At 65.7% G+C, this 18,550-nt stretch carries 16 protein-coding genes; 9 read left to right on the top strand and 7 right to left on the bottom strand.

The genetic code is table 11. The annotated features are described in order from the left end of the window. Positions 1–52 precede the first annotated feature (52 nt). The gene (locus RMO40_RS10380) at positions 53–280 is read left to right on the top strand and encodes a sulfurtransferase TusA family protein (protein ID WP_309720221.1); all 228 of its coding nucleotides are present in this window, start codon (positions 53–55) and stop codon (positions 278–280) included. 134 nt (positions 281–414) lie between these two features. Here RMO40_RS10380 and galU read toward each other — a convergent pair whose 3' ends face one another. Next, entirely contained in the window at positions 415–1,281 is an 867-nt protein-coding gene (gene galU, locus RMO40_RS10375) for a UTP--glucose-1-phosphate uridylyltransferase GalU (protein WP_309720218.1), read from the bottom strand. A 93-nt stretch (positions 1,282–1,374) separates the two neighbouring features. Between galU and RMO40_RS10370 the strand changes: the two genes are divergently transcribed. Next, positions 1,375–2,337, top strand: coding sequence for an NAD(P)-dependent oxidoreductase (locus RMO40_RS10370; protein ID WP_309720215.1), 963 nt, complete (start codon positions 1,375–1,377; stop codon positions 2,335–2,337). On the opposite strand, the gene RMO40_RS10365 is transcribed toward RMO40_RS10370, so the two are convergent. Further along, positions 2,294–5,131 (bottom strand): valine--tRNA ligase, encoded by a 2,838-nt coding sequence (locus RMO40_RS10365; RefSeq protein ID WP_309720210.1) that lies wholly within the window; start codon positions 5,129–5,131, stop codon positions 2,294–2,296. The two genes, RMO40_RS10370 and RMO40_RS10365, sit on opposite strands and share 44 nt — an antisense overlap. A gap of 123 nt (positions 5,132–5,254) precedes the next feature. Between RMO40_RS10365 and RMO40_RS10360 the strand changes: the two genes are divergently transcribed. From RMO40_RS10360 to RMO40_RS10345, 4 genes are all read left to right on the top strand, one after another. Further along, positions 5,255–6,370, top strand: a complete 1,116-nt coding sequence (locus RMO40_RS10360; protein WP_309720207.1) for a hypothetical protein — start codon at positions 5,255–5,257, stop codon at positions 6,368–6,370. Continuing rightward, complete coding sequence (locus RMO40_RS10355) at positions 6,367–8,034, top strand: VWA domain-containing protein (RefSeq protein WP_309720204.1); 1,668 nt, start codon at positions 6,367–6,369, stop codon at positions 8,032–8,034. The genes RMO40_RS10360 and RMO40_RS10355 overlap by 4 nt, the downstream gene beginning before the upstream one ends. A gap of 588 nt (positions 8,035–8,622) precedes the next feature. Next, positions 8,623–9,330 carry a hypothetical protein gene (locus RMO40_RS10350; RefSeq protein WP_309720202.1) on the top strand — a complete coding sequence of 236 codons (708 nt, stop codon included), beginning with the start codon at positions 8,623–8,625 and terminating at the stop codon, positions 9,328–9,330. Next, the gene (locus RMO40_RS10345) at positions 9,317–10,534 is read left to right on the top strand and encodes a toxic anion resistance protein (protein ID WP_309720199.1); all 1,218 of its coding nucleotides are present in this window, start codon (positions 9,317–9,319) and stop codon (positions 10,532–10,534) included. The genes RMO40_RS10350 and RMO40_RS10345 overlap by 14 nt, the downstream gene beginning before the upstream one ends. 61 nt (positions 10,535–10,595) lie before the next feature. Here RMO40_RS10345 and RMO40_RS10340 read toward each other — a convergent pair whose 3' ends face one another. From RMO40_RS10340 to RMO40_RS10330, 3 genes are all read right to left on the bottom strand, one after another. Beyond that, entirely contained in the window at positions 10,596–11,957 is a 1,362-nt protein-coding gene (locus RMO40_RS10340; protein ID WP_309720196.1) for an amidase family protein, read from the bottom strand. Between the two features lie 52 nt (positions 11,958–12,009). Further along, positions 12,010–12,987 (bottom strand): GMP reductase, encoded by a 978-nt coding sequence (locus tag RMO40_RS10335; RefSeq protein ID WP_309720193.1) that lies wholly within the window; start codon positions 12,985–12,987, stop codon positions 12,010–12,012. A 104-nt stretch (positions 12,988–13,091) separates the two neighbouring features. Continuing rightward, on the bottom strand, positions 13,092–13,622 hold the full coding sequence (locus tag RMO40_RS10330; protein ID WP_309720190.1) for an anthrone oxygenase family protein: 531 nt from the start codon (positions 13,620–13,622) through the stop codon (positions 13,092–13,094). A gap of 119 nt (positions 13,623–13,741) precedes the next feature. Here RMO40_RS10330 and RMO40_RS10325 point away from each other — a divergent pair, with 119 nt between their 5' ends. Then, positions 13,742–14,344, top strand: a complete 603-nt coding sequence (locus RMO40_RS10325; RefSeq protein ID WP_309720187.1) for a TetR/AcrR family transcriptional regulator C-terminal domain-containing protein — start codon at positions 13,742–13,744, stop codon at positions 14,342–14,344. Here the strand turns inward: RMO40_RS10325 and RMO40_RS10320 are convergent. Both RMO40_RS10320 and RMO40_RS10315 read right to left on the bottom strand, forming a co-directional pair. Then, positions 14,332–16,371 carry a molybdopterin cofactor-binding domain-containing protein gene (locus tag RMO40_RS10320; RefSeq protein WP_309720185.1) on the bottom strand — a complete coding sequence of 680 codons (2,040 nt, stop codon included), beginning with the start codon at positions 16,369–16,371 and terminating at the stop codon, positions 14,332–14,334. The genes RMO40_RS10325 and RMO40_RS10320 overlap by 13 nt on opposite strands. Continuing rightward, positions 16,368–16,841 carry a 2Fe-2S iron-sulfur cluster-binding protein gene (locus tag RMO40_RS10315; protein ID WP_309720182.1) on the bottom strand — a complete coding sequence of 158 codons (474 nt, stop codon included), beginning with the start codon at positions 16,839–16,841 and terminating at the stop codon, positions 16,368–16,370. Before RMO40_RS10315 ends, RMO40_RS10320 begins: the two co-directional genes overlap by 4 nt. A 56-nt stretch (positions 16,842–16,897) precedes the next feature. On the opposite strand from RMO40_RS10315, the gene RMO40_RS10310 reads away from it, so the two are divergent. Both RMO40_RS10310 and RMO40_RS10305 read left to right on the top strand, forming a co-directional pair. Beyond that, entirely contained in the window at positions 16,898–17,500 is a 603-nt protein-coding gene (locus RMO40_RS10310; RefSeq protein ID WP_309720179.1) for a cyclic nucleotide-binding domain-containing protein, read from the top strand. A gap of 51 nt (positions 17,501–17,551) precedes the next feature. Then, on the top strand, positions 17,552–18,550 hold a 999-nt coding region (locus RMO40_RS10305; RefSeq protein ID WP_309720175.1), incomplete at its 3' end, for a UvrD-helicase domain-containing protein.

The following is an 18,550-nucleotide window of genomic DNA, read 5'->3' as shown; positions in this document are numbered from 1 at the left end:
CCGCAGTGGCTCGACCTGCCGCCGCGTCGGCCGACTGAATGAGGCTCAGCCCATGGACTTCCAGAAAGAACTCGACACCCGCGGCCTCAATTGCCCACTGCCCATCTTGAAAGCCAAGAAAGCCTTGGCCGACATGCACAGCGGGGAGGTACTCAAGGTGGTGGCGACCGACCCAGGGTCGATGCGCGACTTTCAGGCTTTTGCCCGGCAGACGGGCAACGAACTCGTGGAGCAGTCAGCTGCCAACGACGAGTTTGTGCACTACCTGAGGCGATGGTAAGCGTGGGAGGGCCGAGCGCCGGGCCGCTCCAAGCCGGCCCCCGCGCGCCGCGGCTCGCACTCCGGCTGTCCATGCCCGCGCAGGCGGGCATGGAGCCTCGGCCTACGTTCCCCTCGAACGAGGGGCTGTCAGTTCTAGATTTCCAGCGATCTCAGGTAGTCGCGGAAGCCCGGGCCGAGCTGCGGGTGCTTGAGCGCCAGCTCCACATTGGCCTGTAGAAAGCCTTCCTTGCTGCCGCAGTCGTAGCGCTTGCCTTCGTAGCGATAGGCAAACACCTTTTCGCGCCGCAGCAGGCCGGCGATGCCGTCGGTGAGCTGGATTTCGCCGCCCACCCCGCGAGGCTGGTTGGCGATTTCGTGAAACACACCGGGCGTCAGGATGTAGCGCCCGGCCACACCCAGGCGTGAGGGCGCGTCTTCAGGAGCGGGCTTCTCGACGATGCGGGTCACGTCCATCAGCACGTCGTTGATCGGTGAGCCGTCCACGATGCCATAGCGGCGCGTGTGTTCGGCGGGCACCTCTTGAACGGCCAGGATGGAGACACGCCATTCGTTGAACTGCTCGGTCATCTGCTGCAGCACGGGCTTGGTGCCCACCATCAGGTCGTCGGCCAGCAACACGGCAAAAGGGTGGTTGCCCACCAGGCGCTGACCGCACAAAACGGCGTGGCCGAGGCCGAGGGCCTGTGGCTGGCGTACGTAGATGCACTCCATGTCATCGGGTTTGACCGAGCGCACAACGTCCAATAGTTCCTGCTTGCCCGCCTGTTCGAGGGCTACTTCCAGCTCGAAGGTCATGTCAAAGTGATCTTCGATCGGGCGCTTGTGGCGGCCGGTCACGAAGATCATCTCGCGCACCCCGGCGGCATAAGCTTCTTCGACGGCGTACTGGATCAGCGGTTTGTCGACCACCGGAAGCATCTCTTTGGGTTGGGCTTTTGTCGCGGGCAGGAAGCGTGTACCGAGGCCTGCTACAGGAAAGATCGCTTTGGTAACTAACATTTGCTTACAATCGTCCAAGGAGTGAGGGGATGCTTCGAAATCATTGTGTCATGCGATTTGTGACGCGCGTACACCGGGCATGAGTGGGATGGCATGGACATTTTGATCATCGAGCCGCTGGAGGCCGAAGTCACACAATGGTTGGCGGAGCGCTATTCGGTGCGATATGCCCCCGAGCTGATTCGTGACCTGCGCGAGTTCAGGCAATCGCTCTACAACGTGCGTGCCTTGGTGTTGCCCTCGATGCTCGCGCTCGACCCGGCGACGCTGCACTACGCGCCGGTGCTGCGTGCCGTGGGGCGGGTGAGCGGCGGCGCCGAAAATATCGACCTCGACGCCTGCTCGCGCGCCGGCATCGAGGTGGTGCGCAGCCTCACCGCGACCGCGCAAGCCGAGGCCGAGTTCATGATCGGCGCCATGTTGTCGCTGCTGCGCCGAGTGCCGGTCGAAGGAGCCGACGGCATGTTGGTGGGCCGCGAGTTGGGCGCCTGCACCGTGGGCCTGATCGGCATGCCGCCCGCTGCCAAAGCCATGGTCAACATGCTGAGCGGGTTTGGCTCGCGGGTGGTGGGCTACGACCCCTCCCTGCACGCCACCGACGGCGTGTGGGAGCGTTGGCGTGTGGCCCCGCTGGGCCTGCGCGAGTTGCTTGAAACAAGCGATGCAGTGTGCGTGCAGCTCAACTACTTCAGTCGTTACCACGGCCTGCTGGGCGAACGCTTCCTGCCGTTTTGCAAACCCAGCCAGGTGATCGTGAGCGTCGCGCACTCGGGCGTGTTCAACGAGCGTGCACTGGCTGATGTGTTGATCAGCGGGCGCGTCGCCGCTTGCTGGCTCGACAGCCTGGAGCCCGGTGCGCTGGACGAAGGACGCCCGCTCAAGGGCATGGACACCCTGCAGATCACACCCCGCGTGGCCAGCACCACGCGCGAGTCACGGCTGCGCAGCTCGTGGGCGGTGGCCCGGCGCATCGCCGAGCGGCTGGCAGCCACGCCGCCAGCACCCCGCGAGTTCAGGTCGACGGACCCAGGCGTGCCGACTGATCTTGCAGCCTAGCCAGAGCTGCCGTGAATTCGGCGATGCGCTGCTGCTCCTGAGCCACCACGGCGGCCGGCGCACGCGCCACGAAGGACTCGTTCGACAGCTTGCCGCTGGCTTTGGCAATCTCGCCTTGCAAGCGCGTGATCTCCTTGTTCAAGCGCTCCTTCTCGGCGGCGACGTCGATCTCCACATGCAGCGCCAGGCGCGACTCGCCTTGCACGACCACCGGTGACTGGCTCGTCGCAGCGCTGAAGGCGGCCTCGTCGTCGAAGACATTCACTTCCGAGACCTTGGCCAGCGCCTTGAGCACCGGTGCGGCCTCGCGCAGGAAGGCCGGGTCGCCATAGCCGTTCAATGGCACACGCGCGGCCGGTGACAGAGACATCTCGCTGCGCAGGGTGCGGCAGGCGCTCACCAGCCCCTTGAGCTTGCCCACCCAGGCATCGGCATTCGCGTCGATGCGCTCCAGCTGGGCCTGCGGGTAGGCGGCGGTCACGATGCTGTCGGTCGACTTGCGCCCGGCGATCGGCGCCACCGTGTCCCACAGCTCGGCGGTGATGAAGGGCGCGATGGGGTGCAGCAGGCGCAGCATGGTTTCCAGCACGCGGATCAGCGTGCGGCGGGTGGCGCGCTGCTGCGATTCGTCACCACCCTGAACCTGCACCTTGGCGATCTCGATGTACCAGTCGCAGTATTCGTCCCAGACAAACTGGTAGAGCGTGTTGGCGACGTTGTCGATGCGGTAGTCGGCAAAGCCTTGCGCAACGGCCGCTTCCACACGCTGCAACTCGCTCGTGATCCAACGATCGGCGGGGCTGAAGCTCATGTAGCCGTGAAAGGCACCGCCCGGCGCGCATTCGGCCTTGCTGTGCTCCTTCAGCCCGCAGTCGTGCCCTTCGCAGTTCATCAGCACGAACTTGGTCGCGTTCCAGAGCTTGTTGCAGAAGTTGCGATAGCCCTCGGCACGCTTGGTGTCGAAGTTGATGTTGCGGCCCAGGCTCGCGTAGCTGGCCATGGTGAAGCGCAGCGCATCGGCGCCGTAGGCCGGCATGCCGTCGGGGAACTCTTTCTTCACGCGCGCGGCGACCTTGGGCGCGGTCTCGGGCTTGCGCAGGCCGATGGTGGACTTCTTCACCAGCGTGTCGAGGTCCACACCTTCGATCAAGTCCACCGGGTCGAGCACGTTCCCTTCGGACTTGCTCATCTTCTTGCCTTCACTGTCGCGCACCATGCCGTGGATGTAGACGGTCTTGAAGGGCACCTTGCCGGTGAAGTGCGTGGTCAACATGATCATGCGCGCCACCCAGAAGAAGATGATCTCGTAGCCAGTCACCAGCACGCTGGACGGCAGGAACAGATCGAGCTCCTTGGTCTTCTCGGGCCAGCCGAGCGACGAGAACGGCACCAGGCCCGACGAGTACCAGGTGTCGAGCACGTCTTCATCGCGCCTGAGCTCACCCGCGTAGCCCGCGGCCTTGGCCTTGGCGCGGGCTTCTTCTTCGTTATGAGCCACGAAAAGCTCGCCGTTGGCACCGAACCACGCCGGGATCTGGTGACCCCACCACAGCTGGCGCGAGATGCACCAGTCCTGGATGTTCTTCATCCACTGGTCGTAGGTGTTGACCCAGTTCTCGGGCACGAACCGCACTGAGCCCGAGGCCACGGCGTCGACCGCCTTCTGCGCAATCGACTTGCCATCGGGCCCCGGCTTGCTGACGGCCACGAACCACTGGTCGGTGAGCATGGGCTCGACCACCGCGCCGGTGCGGGCGCAGCGTGGCACCTGCAACTTGTGCTTCTTCACTTCGACCAGCAGGCCGAGTGCGTCGAGATCGGCCACCACCTTCTTGCGCGCGACAAAACGATCCAGCCCGCGGTATGGGGCAGGCGCGTTGTCGTTCACCTTGGCGTCGAGGTCGAGCACGCCGATCATCGGCAGCTTGTGGCGCAGGCCCACCGCGTAGTCGTTGGCATCGTGCGCAGGGGTGACCTTCACCACGCCGGTGCCGAAGGCACGGTCCACGTAGTCGTCGGCAATCACGGGGATCGTGCGGTCGCACAGCGGCAGCGTGACCTGCTTGCCGACGAGCGCGGTGTAGCGCTCGTCGTCAGGGTGCACCATCACCGCCACGTCGCCCAGCATGGTCTCGGGGCGGGTGGTGGCCACCACCACGTCGCCGCTGCCATCGGCCAGCGGGTAGCGGATGTGCCACAGGAAGCCGTCTTCTTCTTCGCTTTCGACCTCCAGGTCAGACACGGCCGACTTCAGCACCGGGTCCCAGCTCACCAGGCGTTTGCCGCGGTAGATGAGGCCTTGTTCGTAGAGCGTCACGAAGGTCTGCGTCACCACCTTGGACAGCTTTTCGTCCATGGTGAAGTACTCGTGCTTCCAGTCGACGCTCGCGCCCATGCGGCGCATCTGCTGCGTGATGGTGGAGCCCGACTGTTCCTTCCACTCCCACACCTTGGCGACGAAGTTCTTGCGGCCGAGGTCGTGGCGGCTGATCTTTTGCTGCTCGAGCTGGCGCTCCACCACGATCTGCGTGGCGATGCCCGCGTGGTCGGTGCCCGGTACCCACAGCGTGTTGTCACCCTTCATGCGGTGGTAGCGCGTGAGCGAGTCCATGATGGTCTGGTTGAACGCATGGCCCATGTGCAGCGTGCCCGTCACATTGGGCGGCGGCAGCTGGATGCTGAACGAGGGCTTGGCCGCGTCGAGCGTGGGCTCGTAAGCGCCGCTCTTTTCCCACAGCGGGCCCCACTTGGCTTCGATGGCGGCGGGTTCAAACGATTTGGCGAGTTCGGTCATGGGCAAGTCGGGCCAGGAAAACGGCGCCGCTGGGTGTCAACGGGGAAGGGCGGAATTGTAGGCGGCGGCCCTTTTCTGCCTGTCGTCACCGGCTATGCTTCCGAGCCACAAGGGGGTGTACACATGTCCAGACTCGGCAAAGTCTTTCTGACCCTGGCGTTGCTGGCCGGGTTCGGGGCGGCGCTGTTCTTTGCGCTGCGTGGGCAGCAGGCGGCGGTGGCCGAGCAGGCGCTGGGGCCGACAACCGAGCTCAGCGGCGTGATCGCGCTCGACGTGGAGCCGTTTTTCAAGGACGAGCGCGTCCGCAAGATCCTGGCCGACAACCGGCTGCCGGTCTCCGTGACCCGCGTGGGCAGCCGCGAGATGGCCGCCAAGGTGGTGCCGGGGCAGATGCCCGATTTTCTGTTTCCTTCGGGTGTGGTGGCCGCCAACCAGGTGAGTGATGCCGCGCGCAAGGCGGGCATCGCCGTGGCGCAGTCGTCGCCCTTCCACACACCGATGGTGATTGCGAGCTGGGCGCCGATCGCCAACATCCTGGTTGCCAACGGCATGGCCAAGCCGCTGGGCGAGCGCATCTATGGCGTCGACATGGCGCAGCTCACCGCCACCATGCTGGCCAAGAAGCGCTGGAAAGACCTGAAAGACGCCAAGGCCTACGACGTGGGCCGCAGCGTGCTGGTTTCCACCACCGACGTGCGGCGCAGCAACTCGGCCGCCATGTACCTGGCGCTCACCAGCTACGCCGTGCATGGCGACGTGGTGACCGACCGCGCCACGGCCGTGCCCCTGGCCACCAAGCTGGCCGAGCTGTTCAAGCGCCAGGGTTACCAAGAGAACTATGTCAACGGCAACTTCGACGACTACGTGGCCATCGGCATCGGCAAGACGCCGATGGCCTTCATCTACGAAAACCAGTTGGTCCACTACGCGCTAGAGAAGAAGGGCGTCGGTGCCGACATGGTGCTGCTGTACCCGCAGCCGACCATCGTCAACAAGGTGGTGTTCATTGCCGCGAGCGAGCGTGCCAAGGCCCTGGCCGACCTGCTCGCGCGCAACGCCGAGCTGCAGCGCATTGCAGTGTCTTATGGCTTCCGGGTGGCTGACACCAGCGTCTTCATGCAGGCCGTCAAACCCACCGGCCTGGCGGTGGAAGAGCGCATCACCCAGGTGATCGACCCGCCGTCGTTCGACCTGATGGCCGAGATGATCGAGGTGGTGACCAAGGAGATGGCGCAATGAAGCTCGTTTTGCGTGGAGTGGCCGTTTCGTTGGCCGCTTTTCTGGTCGTTTCGCTGGCTGCGTGCGGCAAGAAAGAAGCCGATGCGCCACCGGCAGCCGACACGCCGGTGTTCTCGGTGCTTGCCACCAGCGACCTGAAAGACGCACAACCCCTGGAGGCCATGGTCGAAAAGGCCACCGGCGTGAAACTGCGTTTCACCTTCGGCGGCACCATGGAGAGCACCGAGGCGGTGGCCAGCGGAACCACACCCGCCCACGCCGCCTGGTTTGCCAACGCCAAGTACTTGCTGAGCGACCCCACCGGCCAGAGCCGCGTCAAGCTGCAAGACAAGATCATGCTGTCGCCCATCACCGTGGGCGTGAGCCTGACCACGGCCAAACGCCTGGGTTGGGACGACCCGGCGGTGGCCGCCAAGGTGAGCTGGAAAGAGATCACCCTGGCCGCCTCGCAAGGCAAGCTGGTCTACGCGCTGTCCAACCCCGCCACCTCGAACCAGGGCTTCATGGCGCTGATGGGCGTGGTGGCGGCGGCCAACAACAAGTCCGACGCCTTGACTGCTGCTGACGTGGACCGAGGCGCCATCGCCGGCTTCCTGAAGGGCTACAAGCTGGTCGGCGACAACTCCACCTACCTGGCCGAAAAGTTCATCGAACAACAAGGCTCGCAACCCGGCCAGGTCAACAGCTTCATCAACTACGAAAGCTGGCTGCTTTCGCTCAACAACGGCGGCAAGCTGCGCGAGAAGCTGGTGCTGGTGTACCCGCACGAAGGTGTGGCCACGGCCGACTACCCCTTCATGCTGCTGAAGGATGAGCGCCGCGCTGACTATCAAAAGGTCGTGGCCTACCTGAAGAGCGCTGACGCGCAGCAGTGGCTGGCCCGCCAGACGCTGCGCCGGCCGATCAACGGCGAGGTGATGGCCAAGGTGGGTGATTTGTTCCCCAAAGAGGGCATGCGCGTTGAGCTGCCGTTTTCGCCTGACCGGCAGTTGGCCGATGGCCTGATCGACGCTTATCTGAACGAATTTCGTCGCCCGATCGCCAGCACTTTTGTGCTCGATACCAGCGGCAGCATGGAGGGCAATGGCCGGCGTGCGCAGCTGATCCAGGCCTTGCACTACGTGGCGGGGGCCGACAGCTCGCTGACCGGCCGCTTGGCCAAGCTCACCGACCGCGAGCGGGTGTGGATGCTGCCGTTCTCTGACCAACCCTGGCGCATGACCTACTTCGAGCTGCCCGCGGGTCGCCCGCAGGCGCGTGGGGTCCAGGTCAAGGAAGACTCGGCGGCCAAGCAGGCGATGTTGTCTGACGTGCGCGCTTATGCCGATGGTTTGCGCATGACGGGGGGGACTGCGTTGTATGACAGCGTGCTGGCCGCGTTGCGGCACATGCTGGAGCAGAAGGCGAAGAACCCGAACTACCAGTATTCGGTGGTGGCGTTCACCGATGGCGAAAACACCAAGGGGCGCAGCTTGCAGCAGTTTCAGCAGGCTTATGCGGCGCTGCCTGAAGACGTGCGCGGGATTCCGGTGTTCATGGTCTTGTTTGGTGAGGCCAAGGAGGCAGATCTGAAGTCGCTGGTGCAGACGACGGGCGGCAAGGTGTTTGATGCGCGCAAGACGCCGTTGTATTCGGTGTTCAAGGACATTCGGGCATATCAATGAGGGTTCTGGCCGCTTCGCGTTGTTGTTTCTTCCCACTGGGTGAGACCGCGTCGGGATGCCCCCGACAGGGCAGTAACTTTCTCTTGCTTGCCCAAGAGAAAGTCACCAAAGAGAAGGGCACCCTGCTCGTCGGTCGGCCTAGGGCCGACTGCTCTGCGCTGCTCGGTCTTTGCAGCTCGCGCAGAACTCGCTACGCGCCTTGCAGGCGCTGCGCTCAAACAACCGCGCGAAGTCAGATGTGGAGGCGCGCTCACGCGCGCTGCTGCAAAGCCCTGCGCTGCTCGACGACTCACCAGGGGGACCCAAGAGCAATACGTCGCCCGCTGCGCGGGCATTCCATCCACGCCTCGCTTCGCATCGGCGAGGCGAAGCCAGCTCATCGAGCCGAGCGCAGCGAGGCCGGCTGGTGTTGTCTCCCCCTTCGGACGAGGAGGCTGGGGTCGCTTCTTTGCCCACTTTCTTGTCGATACAAGAAAGTGGGTCGGCCGCCGGCCCGAACACCCGGCGCGGCCTCACGCAGTGCAGAAACGCTGCGACAAGAGGCACAAGGCTCAGCCCGAACGGCCAGTGGTGCGCCACCAGAACAGCATGATCGATAAACTGCTACGCATTCTGCTCAGCCCCGCAAACTGGTGTGGCCTCGGCCTCGCCACCGCCGTGTTGATCCTGAAGGCGCTGAACCTCATCGGCTTTGCTGGCCTGCCGCTCGCGGCGTTCGGCTACGCAGCCGGCTTCATCGCAGGCGGCCTGTGGCTCGGGTTCCCCAAACTCGCCGGCCCGATGTGGGAAGACGCACTCGAATTCACCGATGAAGGCGACGCCCGCGAGGCCATGAACCGCGCCCTCAGCGGTGTGCGCGGCCTGGTCGAATACAACCCCGAGAACCGCCTGCCCGCCAGCTTGCAGGCCAAGGCGCTGGAGTTGTGCAAGGCGCTGGAGAGCCTGTTGGCGCAATGGGAGCGCAGCAAGGGTGCGCTGTCGTTGCAAGAAGGTTTTCACGCCCGGCACATCGCCATCTCGTACTTGCCCGATGCGCTCAAGGCCTACCTTTCCATCCCCGCCCAGTACGCCAGCACGCGGGTGTTGCACGATGGCAAGACGGCGCAAGAGATCTTTCGCGACACGCTGGTCGAGCTCGAAGGCAAGGTCAAACAACTGGCCGACGACCTGGCCGGGCAGGACGCACACGCCTTCCTTGTGCACTCACGGTTTTTGCACGACAAGTTTGGTCAGCGCCCCTTGATCGATGCACCTGAACTCAACACTTCTGCGGAGGCCCCCGATGCCAAACTTTGACGACACCCCCACCGTCGCCACCCCGATGACGCCCAACTTCCAGCTCACGCCGCCGGAGGTCATCACCCCGGTGCCGGTCGAAGCCACGCGGACCGCCGTCCCGCTGAAGCCCGCCACCGCCAGCGCGGTCGACGACCAAGTGACCCGCTTCATCGACGCGCTGATGACCGAAGACGTGCACAGCACCGCGTTCAAGAACAAGCTCGACAGCGCCTTTGCACTCGGCCGCGAAGAGATCTCCAACGCTGCTGGCTTGATGCAAGGCCGCTTCTTGCAGCGCAACTTTATCGGCGCCGAAGAAACCGCGGCCTACAAGGCGATTGGTGAAATTCGCGGCCACCTCGACAAGCTGAACCCGGGCAACGAGGGCGACCTGCTGGCGCCCAACAAGATCCTCGGCATCATCCCGTTCGGCAACAAGCTCAAGGCCTACTTCCGCAAGTTCGAGAGCGCGGGCTCGCAGCTGCAGAAGTCGATGAGCCAGCTCTACGAGGCACGCGACGATGTGCAAAAAGACATCGTCGACATCGAAGCCACGCGCACCAAACTGTGGGAGGCCATGCAGCAGCTCGCCGCCGCCGCCCACTTCGCCACCACGCTCGACGCCAAGCTCGCCGAGCGTGTGAACGCGCTGCAAGCCACCGACCCGCAGCGCGCCACCGCCTTGCAGCAAGAGGTGCTGTTCTACGCCCGGCAAAACCTGGCCGACATCCTGACCCAGCAGGCCGTGTGCGTGAACGGCTACCTCGCGCTCGACGTGCTCAAGAAAACCGGCCGCGAGATGATGAACGGCTGCAGCCGCGTGGCCACCACCGGCATGAGCGCGCTCGCCGTGGCGCAGACCGTGGCACGCGCCACCGGCAACCAGATCCAGGTGATGGAGATGCTGCAAGGGGTCAACGCCACCATCGGCAACCTGATCACCGAAACCGGCAAGCAGCTCAACGCCCACGTTGACGCCACCGCGCAGTTTGCGAGCAACCCGATGAACGGCATCGACAAGATCAAGGAGATGTTCGACCAGACCTTCAAGGCCATGGACGCGATGGACACCTTCCGCGCCAAGGCGATCGACGTGATGGGCCAGAACAACGCCATCATGGCCGAGCAGCTCACCCGCAGCGAGCAGTACATCGACCGCGTGCGCCAGCAGCAGGCGCGCGAGGCGGGCAAGGCGCAGATCCAGGGGCCCGTGGCTCTCTGACGCCGCAGCTCCGGGCGTCGTCGAGGAAACAGCGGGAAAGCTCGGCCCAGCTCGCCGGTGGCTATTGGCGCAGCCGACCCACCATCCCCGCCAGCGCGAGCGCAGTACGGTCCTCCTGCCAGGGGCCGATGATCTGCACGCCGATGGGCAAGCCTTCCTTCGACCGGCCGGCAGGTGCCACGGTGGCCGGCAGCCCCGCCACGCTCGCGATACCTGGCCAGGCCAACTGAGCACCATACGGCGTGAGGGTGCCGTCCACCGGCAGCTGCCGAGCGGGCCAGGGCTCGTCGCCGAACTGCACGAAGGCCGGTGTGCCGAATACCGGTGTGATGACGGCATCGAACTCGCGGAACAGCGCGGCCCACTGGTTGCGCAGGCGCTGGCGTGTGTCGAGCAAGGCGAGCCATTGGTTGGCGCTGAGGGCCGGTTGACGCTCTGGCGTTGTGCGGTTGATCTCGGTGAGCAGCATCGGAACGTACAGCTTGTGCGCAGCGTCCAGGTCGGGCAGCAGCGGGCTGCTGCGTGCGACGGTCGCGCCAGCACGCTCCAGGTCGGCTGCCAATGCCGCGAGGGTGTTGCGCGTGTCGGTGTCGGTCGCGCAACGCGGGTGGGTGTCGACGAACAGCAGGCGTGCACCGCGCGGTGAGGTGGCGCGTGGCGGCGGCGGCTCGAAACGCAGCCCGCGGTCGGTTGGGTCGGCCACGGCCAACAGGTTGAACGCGAGCGTCAGGTCGTCGATGTTGCGAGCCAGCGGTCCGATCACCGCGAGGCCCGAGCCCGCCCCATTCGCGCGCGGAGGCTGGTGGCCACGAGCGGGCAGCAGGCCGAAGCTCGGCTTGTGGCCGAAGAGGCCGCAGAAGTGCGCCGGCACACGCACCGAGCCGCCAATGTCGGAGCCCAGCTCCAGGGGCACCATGAAAGAGGCGAGAGCCGCCGCCGACCCGCCCGACGACCCGCCGGGCGAGCGCGTCAGGTCCAGCGGGTTGTTCGTGCGGCCGTAGAGCGGGTGCACCGTCTGCCAGTCGCCAAGCGCCACCGGCACATTGGTCTTGCCGAGGATCACCGCACCGGCCTCCTTGAGACGTGTCACGGCCAGCGCATCGGTGTCCGGCCGGTAGTCGGCGAATTCGGCAAAGCCCCAGGTGGTGGGCAGACCGGCCACGTCGAAGGATTCCTTCACCGTCATCGGCACGCCCAGCAGCGGAGCGCGATCACCGCGACTCAGTGCAGCGTCGGCCGCCCGGGCTGCGTCGCGTGCGCGATCGAAGTCGCGCACGACAACCGCGTTGATCTCGGCGTCGCGTTGTTCGATGCGCGCGATGGTGGCGTCGCAAAGTTCCAGCGCGCCGACCCGCCGTTCAGCGAGCAAATGGGCCAGCTCGGTTGCGCCGGCGTGTTCGAAATTGGGTGAGGGTGACGACATGTGGGGTGCTCCGTGGTCAAGCCGTGTCTCTCAACCTTACACCGCGCCCCCGTCACATCAGCAGGTGCTCGCCCGCGTTGTCGCCGCCCAGGATCACGTAGTTGACCTTGCGGATGTCGGCCAGTCGCGTGCCGCCTGAGTAGCTGATCGAGCTTTGCACGTCTTCGCGCATCTCGCGCAGCGTGTCGGCGAGCTTGCCCTTGATGGGCTCCAGGATGCGCTTGCCTTCCACATGCTTGTACTCGCCCTTGTTGAAGTCGCTGGCCGAGCCGTAGTACTCCTTGAAGAGCTTGCCATCGACCTCGACCGTCTTGCCGGGTGATTCTTCGTGCCCGGCGAAGAGTGAGCCGATCATCACCATCGCGGCGCCGAAGCGCACGCTCTTGGCGATGTCGCCGTGGTCACGGATGCCGCCGTCGGCAATGATGGGCTTGGTGGCCACACGCGCACACCATTTGAGCGCGCTCAGTTGCCAGCCACCAGTGCCAAAGCCTGTCTTGAGTTTGGTGATGCACACCTTGCCCGGGCCCACGCCCACCTTGGTGGCGTCCGCCCCCCAGTTCTCGAGGTCAATCACCGCCTCGGGCGTGGCCACGTTGCCGGCGATCACAAAGGTGTTCGGCAGCCGCGCCTTGATGTGCTCGATGGTCTTGCGCACGCTTTCGGCGTGGCCGTGGGCGATGTCGATGGTGATGTAGTCGGCGCCCACGCCTTCGGCTGACAACTGGTCGATGACCTTGAAGTCGTCGGGCTTCACGCCCGAGCTGATCGACACATACAGGCCCTTGTCGCGCATGCGTTTGGCATAGGCCACGTTGTCGAGGTCGAAGCGGTGCATCACGTAGAAGTAGCCGTTGGCCGCGAGCCATTCGCTGATGGGCTCGTCGATCACCGTCTTCATGTTGGCGGGCACCACCGGCAGCTTGAAGCTGCGTGAGCCGAAGGGCGTCGAGGCGTCACATTCAGAGCGACTTTCAACGCGGCATTTGCGTGGCAGCAGCAAGACGTTGTCGTAGTCGAAGATTTCCATGGTCAAACGCTCCTTTGATGGGTCACACAACAAGAAGCGGCGCGTTGGTGCAGTGCGCGGCCCAATGGCTGCGAGCGCTTGACTTGGCGGCTCGGTGAGGAATTCTACGCAGCTGTTTGCTTCGCGGCCGAGGCACGCTCAATCGCCCGCCCCGGCAGTGCGGTGATCACCAGCGCCACGCCGAAGCAGAGCACGGCCACCAGCGTGCGCTGGGCGTTGGCCACGTTCCAGGTGTCGCGCAGCGCGGCCCAGTCGGCGGGCGGGGCGAGCGGGTTCCACAGCGCCATCTGGTCGTTGATCGGGATGTTGATGTTGCGTGTGAACCAGAACACGCCCCCAAAGTAAACGACAGCGAGCACCGCCCAGGTGCCGGCCAGCACCCAGCGGCGGTTGGCGGCGGCAAACAGCGCGGGCACCAGAGCGAAGAAGGTCGAGCCGAAGTAGGTGAAGCCGAAGGGGATGCTGCGCACCACCTTGTTGATCCACTGCTGGGTGCTGATGTAGCTGTTGGCGTCGAGGTGGGTCATGGCGGGCGCCACGTCGACCCAGAAGGCGAAGAAGAAGCCGGCCATCAGGCCCAGCAACAAGGTGGCAAGAACGGTGCTGACGCGGTAGGCGGTCTGGTCGAACGGCATGGTGAAAGGCTCCCTGGGGTTGAAAGAACCGTACTCATTGGTACGGATTGAGCGAATCGTACTGGTGGGTACGGTTTTCGGCTAGAGTCACCTCACCCGGTTTGCAAAGCTTTACCTTCATGCGCCAAAGCCCCGAACGCCGCCAGCAGGTGTTGGACACCGCCAATCAGCTCATCGTTGAAGGGGGGCTGGCCGGCTTTTCGATGCTGGCGTTGGCGCAGGCGATGGGCATGTCGAAGGAGACGCTTTACGCCTGGTTCGGCAACAAGTCGGCGCTGCTGGCCGAGCTGATCCAGGGCAATGCGGGCGAGATGGGCAGGGTGCTGCAGCAGGGCCTGGCGCAGCCGGTGGACACGCCTGCGTTGCAGCTCACGCTGGAGCGTTTTTGCGTGGCGCTTCTTACGCTGCTGGGCTCCGACCGTTCGGTGGCGATCAACCGCGGCGCGGTGCACTTGTCTGAAAAAGGCGAGATGGGCGAGTCGCTGCGCAGCAACGGGCGCGACGCGATGCTCGCCTTGCTGGTGCAGTACCTGGCGCACGCCCGCACGGCCGGCCTGCTGACGCAAGCGAGCACCACCGAGGCCGAGGTGCTAATTGCCCTCGCGCTGCGCGACTGGCAGATCGAGCGCCTGCTCGGGCGCATGCCGGCGCCCACGGCGCGGCGTGTCAATGCGCGTGCGAAAGAGGCGGTGGCACTGTTCCTGCGGCTCTACGCGCGCTGACGCAAAGCTTCAGGCTGGACGGGAAGCCGTGGTGGCCGCACGCCGGTGGCCGCCGCCAGTGCGTTGTAGATGGCCCCTGCGCCCGCCACGATCGCGGTTTCGCCCGCGCCGGTGGGGGCTTCGGTGCTGGGCACGAGGTCGATGTGGAACTCCGGCATGTCGCTGATGCGGGGCAGGCTGTACTGCGCAAAGCTGGTTTGTTCGGGCGTGGCTGCAGGCGCCGTCAACTCATCACTCAGCACCAGGCCCAGGCACCACACCAGGTTGCCTTCAACCTGCGCGCGCACGCTGCGAGCGTCAACCATCGCGCCGCAATCGTGGCTGCACCACAGGCGGGTGACGCGGATGCGATCGGCGGTGACGACCACCTCCGCCACGGCGGCGGCCACGCTTTGCTCTTTGTAGACACCGCAGGCCACGCCGCGGCCGATGCGCTCGCCGGCCGCTGCCACGCGTGCAGGTGTGGCGGCGGCCAGCGCGGCGGCCCGCTTCAACACGTTGGCCAGCCGGGGTGCGCCTGCCAGGTGTTGCAGACGAAAGGCCACCGGGTCTTGCTGACTGGCTCGGGCGGCGGCATCCATCGCGGCTTCAATGGCCAGCACATTGGGCCCTGCACCCAACCCACGCCAAGGGCCTGTCGCCAAGGGCAGCCGGGTCAGCTGCAAGGAGCGCCGCTGGCGCGCAAAGGCATAAGGCGGCTGCTGGCCGCGAGCGGTGCCGGGGTCGCCGACGAAGTTGGTGAAGCTCTGCATCCACGCTGGCATGGCGGCCGAGGTGAAGATGATGTGCGAGCTGGAGAGGGCATGCCACCAGTCGCTGATGCGGCCATCGGCCCCCACACGCAGCTTGATGCGGTGTGACGAGGGCGGGCGGTGAAAGCCGCCCAGGAATTCGTCTTCGCGTGACCACTGCAACTTCAAGGTTGCCTTGATTGCCCGGGCGATGAAGGCGACCTCGCGCTCCACGTTGGCGATGGTGCGCCCGCCGAACGCACCACCGATGTGGTGGTTGTGCACCACGATCTTCTCGAGCGCAAAGCCGTGGTCACGTGCCATCACGTCGCGGATGAAAAACGGGTCTTGCGTGGCGCACCAGAGCTCGAGCCCCTCGGCGCTGAAGCGCGCCACGGCGCAGCGCGGCTCGATGGCGGCGTGGGCGGCCATCGGCACGTCGAGCCGCAGGTCGACCGTCCATGGGCCGTCTTGCACGTCGCCGCTGTCTTGCGTGAAGCGCCCGCGCGCGAGAGCGGTGTCGATGTCGACCAGCGCGTTCGCGTCGGGCGTGTCGGCCGGCGGCTGCCAGCGGGGCGCCGCGGCGGCGCGCATGGCCAGCAGGGCGGATGGGTGGCGTGCCACCAGCACCGGGCCGTCAACTTCGGGCAACACAAGTTGTGCGACGAAGCCGGGCACGGCGCTCACGGCCGCCTGGTTCCAGCCGAGCAGGCGCGGGCCCAGCTCGCGGCGCCACTTCGGGCGCAGCACACTGGCGTGCAACATGCCGGGCAGGCGAACATCAGCAGCGAAGACCGGCGCGCCGGTCACCAAGGCATGGTGCTGGGGTGGGGCGATGTGAGCCGGTGCCGCCCCGGCCGGCTGGCGCAAGGCGGTGACGGCACGCAGGGCCGGCGGCGTGATCCCACGAGAGCGCATCTCGTCTCGCAAGCGGGCGCAGGCTGTGGCCAGTGGCAGTTGCAACTCACGGATCGAATCGCTGCCGACGGTGGGTTTGACACGTTGGATGTCGGCGGTGCCGGCCACCCGCACCTCGATGGCTTCGTCGGCCAGGCCGAGCTCCCGCGCGGCGATGCGGCGCAGGCCGCCCAACACGTTCTGGCCCATCTCGGCGCGCGGGCTCCACAGCACGAAGCGGCCATCCGGGGTGAGCTGGATCCAGCCCATCGCATCGTCCAGCGTCGGTGCGGGCCGTTTTGGGATGGGCGGGATCAACGAACACGCCCCCAGGCCGAACGCCACGGCGATGCTGCCGCCGCCGATCAGCAACGACCGTCGAGACAGCGCGCCGGTCATCGGGCGCTCCCCGCCGCGATCTGCGCCGCGCGGTGGATGGCGGCGCGGATGCGCTCGTAGCTGCCGCAGCGGCACAGGTGGCCTGCCATTACCTCGTCGATCTGGGCATCGCTGGGCTGCGGGTGCTGGGCCAGCAGCGCCGCCGCACCCATCATCTGGCCGCTCTGGCAGTAGCCGCACTGCGCCACCGCGAGTTCCAGCCAGGCCTGTTGCACCGGGTGCAGGGCCTCGGCCGAGGGCGCAAGGCCTTCGATGGTGGTGACACGGTGGCCTACAGCCGCATTGCAAGGGGTGATGCACGCCCGCACGGCCTGGCCGTCGAGGTGCACGGTGCAGGCGCCGCACACACCCTGGCCGCAGCCGAAGCGTGTGCCGGTGAGGCCACGCTCTTCGCGCAGCCACCACAGCAAGGGGTGGGTGTGCTGTTCGGTCGACAGCACGACGATTTGTTGGTTGAGTTGCAGTTCCATGCCAGGCACGGTACGCAGCCGCACAGGGTTTGTCGTTATCCGGAGTTAATTCGACCTTGCGCTACCGTTCGTGGATGGACGACCAGGTGTCACGCGCTTTTGTCGAGCAGCTCGCCGGCGGCCCCGTGCCGGAGTGGGAGCACTTTGCCACCCACATCAAGACCCGCCGGCTGGCCGCAGGCGACACGCTGTTTGCGAGCGATGTGCCCTGGCCCTGGTTGAGCGTGGTGCGCAGCGGCCTGGTCAAGCTCGTGTACTTGCGTGAAGACGGCAGCGAGCGCATCAAGTCATTCATCGCCGAAGGCGGGTTCTTTGCGAGCCTGGCCGGGCTGGGGGCGGCTGGCCGCACCACCTTCTCGGCCTTGGCCATGGAGCCGGTGGTGGTCGACCAGCTCAGCTACCCGCAGATCATCGCGCTGGGCGACAAACACCTGGCCTGGCAGAAGGCCTTGCGTGTGGGCATCGAACATTACGGCGCGCGCAAGGAAAAGCGCGAGCGTGAGCTGCTGACCCTGAGCCCCGAGGCGCGCTATCGGTTGTTCATGCACGAATCGCCCGAGCTGCTGGGCCGCGTGCCGCAGAAAGACCTGGCGCTCTACCTCGGCATCACGCCGGTGGCGCTGTCGCGCATTCGCGGCCGCATGTTGCGCTTGGGGTAACGAGGCGGGGTGACAAGAAGGGTTGACGGAGGGCCTCCCTAGAATGCGCCGATGGATCTCTTTTCCCCCGAGCGCGCCGATGAACCCCAAGGCGCCGCCCCCGCTGACCGCCTGCTGCACAACCTGAACCCGGAGCAACTGGCGGCGGTCACGCTGCCGGCCAAACCGGCGCTCATTCTTGCGGGTGCAGGGTCGGGCAAAACGCGCGTGCTCACCACGCGCATCGCCTGGCTGATCCAGAACGGCCAGCTCACGCCCGGCGGTGTGATGGCGGTCACCTTCACCAACAAGGCGGCGAAAGAAATGCTCACCCGCCTGGGCGCGATGCTGCCCATTCCGGTGCGTGGCATGTGGGTCGGCACCTTCCACGGCCTGTGCAACCGTTTCTTGCGGGCGCACTGGAAGCTGGCCAACCTGCCGCAGGGCTTTCAGATCCTCGACTCCAGCGACCAGCTCTCGGCCGTCAAGCGGGTCATCAAGTCGATGAACCTCGATGAAGAACGTTATGTGCCCAAGCAGGTGACCTGGTTCATCGCCGGCAGCAAGGACGATGGCCTGCGCCCGAAAGACGTGGACGTGCGCGACGAACAATCGCGCGTGATGGTGCAGGTCTACCAGGCCTATGAAGAGCAGTGCCAACGCGAGGGCGTGGTCGACTTCGCCGAGCTGATGCTGCGCACCTACGAGCTGATGCGCGACAACCAGGCGCTGCGCGAGCATTACCAGCGTCGCTTTCGCCACATCCTGGTGGACGAGTTTCAAGACACCAACAAGCTGCAGTACGCGTGGCTGAAGATGTTTGGCCCGCCCGGCCCCCACGGTGCGGCGGTGTTTGCGGTGGGCGACGACGACCAGAGCATCTACGCCTTCCGCGGTGCGCAGGTGGGCAACATGACGGCCTTCGAGCGCGAGTTCCATGTCGAGCAGGTGATCAAGCTGGAGCGCAACTACCGCTCCTTCGGCAACATCCTTGACTCTGCCAACGAACTGATCTCGCGCAACACGCGTCGCCTGGGCAAGAACCTGCGCACCGAGGCCGGCCCGGGCGAG

Origin of the sequence: Rhizobacter sp. (assembly GCF_031412075.1) — a bacterium.
GTDB lineage: Bacteria > Pseudomonadota > Gammaproteobacteria > Burkholderiales > Burkholderiaceae_C > Rhizobacter.
Note: the sequence above shows the minus strand (reverse complement) of the source record. Positions and strands in the feature narration are given on the sequence as shown.

Coding starts and splice junctions, on each gene's coding strand:
- RMO40_RS10350 (WP_309720202.1), top strand. CDS start 8,623: ATGATCGATAAACTGCTACGCATTCTGCTCAGCCCCGCAAACTGGTGT.
- RMO40_RS10345 (WP_309720199.1), top strand. CDS start 9,317: ATGCCAAACTTTGACGACACCCCCACCGTCGCCACCCCGATGACGCCC.
- RMO40_RS10320 (WP_309720185.1), bottom strand. CDS start 16,371: ATGACCGGCGCGCTGTCTCGACGGTCGTTGCTGATCGGCGGCGGCAGC.
- RMO40_RS10330 (WP_309720190.1), bottom strand. CDS start 13,622: ATGCCGTTCGACCAGACCGCCTACCGCGTCAGCACCGTTCTTGCCACC.
- RMO40_RS10360 (WP_309720207.1), top strand. CDS start 5,255: ATGTCCAGACTCGGCAAAGTCTTTCTGACCCTGGCGTTGCTGGCCGGG.
- RMO40_RS10355 (WP_309720204.1), top strand. CDS start 6,367: ATGAAGCTCGTTTTGCGTGGAGTGGCCGTTTCGTTGGCCGCTTTTCTG.
- RMO40_RS10315 (WP_309720182.1), bottom strand. CDS start 16,841: ATGGAACTGCAACTCAACCAACAAATCGTCGTGCTGTCGACCGAACAG.
- RMO40_RS10335 (WP_309720193.1), bottom strand. CDS start 12,987: ATGGAAATCTTCGACTACGACAACGTCTTGCTGCTGCCACGCAAATGC.
- RMO40_RS10380 (WP_309720221.1), top strand. CDS start 53: ATGGACTTCCAGAAAGAACTCGACACCCGCGGCCTCAATTGCCCACTG.
- RMO40_RS10325 (WP_309720187.1), top strand. CDS start 13,742: ATGCGCCAAAGCCCCGAACGCCGCCAGCAGGTGTTGGACACCGCCAAT.
- RMO40_RS10370 (WP_309720215.1), top strand. CDS start 1,375: ATGGACATTTTGATCATCGAGCCGCTGGAGGCCGAAGTCACACAATGG.
- galU (WP_309720218.1), bottom strand. CDS start 1,281: ATGTTAGTTACCAAAGCGATCTTTCCTGTAGCAGGCCTCGGTACACGC.
- RMO40_RS10365 (WP_309720210.1), bottom strand. CDS start 5,131: ATGACCGAACTCGCCAAATCGTTTGAACCCGCCGCCATCGAAGCCAAG.
- RMO40_RS10340 (WP_309720196.1), bottom strand. CDS start 11,957: ATGTCGTCACCCTCACCCAATTTCGAACACGCCGGCGCAACCGAGCTG.